General features: G+C 73.8%; 3 pseudogenes. 1 reads left to right on the top strand and 2 read right to left on the bottom strand.

Annotation, left to right across the window (positions count from 1 at the left end):
• Positions 1-318: pseudogene (locus GJ632_RS21155) on the bottom strand (hypothetical protein); the annotation flags it as partial.
• Positions 319-481: 163 nt separating this feature from the next.
• Here GJ632_RS21155 and GJ632_RS21150 point away from each other — a divergent pair.
• A pseudogene (locus tag GJ632_RS21150) lies at positions 482-1,370 on the top strand (transcription initiation factor IIB family protein).
• Between the two features lie 210 nt (positions 1,371-1,580).
• On the opposite strand, the pseudogene GJ632_RS24475 reads toward GJ632_RS21150, so the two are convergent.
• Positions 1,581-2,081, bottom strand: a pseudogene (locus tag GJ632_RS24475) (MinD/ParA family protein); the annotation flags it as partial.

Below are 2,081 nucleotides of genomic sequence, written 5' to 3'. Positions count from 1 at the left end.
GCCGTCGAGCCAATCGCGAAGCACGCGCCGGGCCGTCGGCGCCAGCGGCGTCACGCCCTCCACGCCCGCGCGATGGAGGACTTTCGCCGCCGTCACCGGGGCGACGACGGCCGCCTCCGCCGCGTCGCCGACGCTGTCGCCGGCCGAGTGGCGTTCGAGGACGGTGGCCGCCGCCTCCGGCGTACACGGCAACTCGGCCGCGTACTCGCGGAGGCGCGCGTCGAGGTTCACGTCGGTGTCGTCTACCGTCGCGACGCCCCGTTCGTCCTGCGTCGTCGTCGTCACCGCCAACTCGTCCGCGATGTCCGCCAGTCCCATCTCGTCGTCGTACATCGGCGGCCCAGTAAACCGTTTCGCCAGCGTTCTCGTATCTGAAACCAGAGCGTACCGGTTACCGGTAGGTACTGGACCGCGTCTCACCCGTCGAACGGCCGAATTCTCCCGTGTTTAAATACTCCATCGGGACCGAGTTTCAATTGTGATGAGTGACGCACGCTCCGCCGACGACGCGACGACGACGAACGCCTGCCCCGAATGCGACGGCCGCCTCCGCGCCGACGGCCGGGAGACGGTCTGCGGCGACTGCGGTCTGGTCGTCGCCGAGTACGCCATCGACCACGGCCCCGAGTGGCGGTCGTTCGCCGACGACGACCGGAACCCGAAGCGCACGGGCGCACCGCTCACGCGGTCCCGGCACGACCGCGGCCTCTCGACCGAAATCGGTCGCTCGACGCGCGTCAAGGGCCGCAAGCGCCGCCGCCTCGCCCGGATGCGCCGCCAGCACAACCGCGCTCGCATCTCCACCAAGCGCGAGCGGAATCAGGTGTACGCGTTCACCGAGATTCGCCGGCTGACGAGCGCGCTGTCGCTCCCCGAACGCATCCGCGACCACGCGTGTTCGCTGTTCGACTCGGCGCAGAACGAGGACCTCCTGCGCGGCCGGTCGCTGGAGGGGTTCGCCGCCGCGTGCGTCTACGCCGCCTGCCGGGTCGCCGGCGTCTCGCGCACCGTCGGCGAAGTCGTCGCCGAGGCGAAGGCCACCGAGGGCGAACAGACCGCCGCGTACGACGCGCTGAACCGCGACCTCGGGCTCCCGGTCGGCCCCGTGGACCCGGTCGAGTACGTCCCGCGCTTCGCCACCCGGCTCGACCTCTCGCGCGACGTGGAACGCCGCGCCCGCGAGTACGCCGCCGAAGCGGTCGAGTCGGCGTCGCGAGCGGTCGCAACCCGAGCGGCGTCGCCGCCGGGTGTCTCTACACCGCCGCCCGTGACCTCGGCGCGGACCTGACGCAGGCCGACGCGGCGGCCGTCGCCGACGTGACGCCCGTCACCCTGCGGAGACGTACGTGGCGCTGTCGGACGACGAGTGAGCGACCGATCGGGTAGGGAGGGCGAACGCCGGGCGGCGGCCGTACGGCGTCGTCCGACGCGGCAGGGACCGATACGGTAGCGACCGGCCGATAGCGACCGACGAACCTGTTCTTCGACGGCTTCCCGGCCAGCGAAGCGGTCGGCCCGCGCGGCCAGCGTCGGGGTCGGACGACGCCGCGAGAGCGAGGCGAGAACCGTGAGGCAGTCTGCTACGCCCGCGTGCTGCGTTCGACCGCTCGCGCGAGCGACGAGACGGCCCGCCCCGCGCGACTCGACGGGCGACGCGGCAGACGGGACGCCCCGTCTCGATAGCGCGGGCGACGCGGGGGTCCGCGGGGACGGTGACGGCGGGCGCGCCGAGGACCTCCTCGAAGATGGCCTCGGGCGGGTCCGCGACGGCGCGGTTGACCGCGACGGCGACGAGTCCGGCGTCGAGTTCGCGCGCGAGTTCGCGGGTGCGGACGGCGTCGGCGAGGGCGTACGGCCGGGGCGAGGCGACGACGACGCAGGCGTCGGCGACGGCGAGTGGACGCCCGCGTCGGCGCGCATCCCCGCGGGGCAGTCCACGACGACGTCGCCGTAAGCGCGTTCGACGGCGCGGAGGGCGTCGCCCAGCCGGCGCACGTCCGCGGCGCGGGCCCCCGAGAGCGACCGCCCGCACGGCAGCAGACGCACCGGACCGCCCTCTCGGACGGCCTCGACGGCGTCGG

It is taken from the genome of Halogeometricum sp. CBA1124, from assembly GCF_009741955.1.
Classification (GTDB): Archaea; Halobacteriota; Halobacteria; order Halobacteriales; family Haloferacaceae; genus Halogeometricum; species Halogeometricum rufum.
The sequence above is the reverse complement of the archived record's forward strand: the minus strand, read 5'-3'. Positions and strand labels throughout refer to the sequence as shown.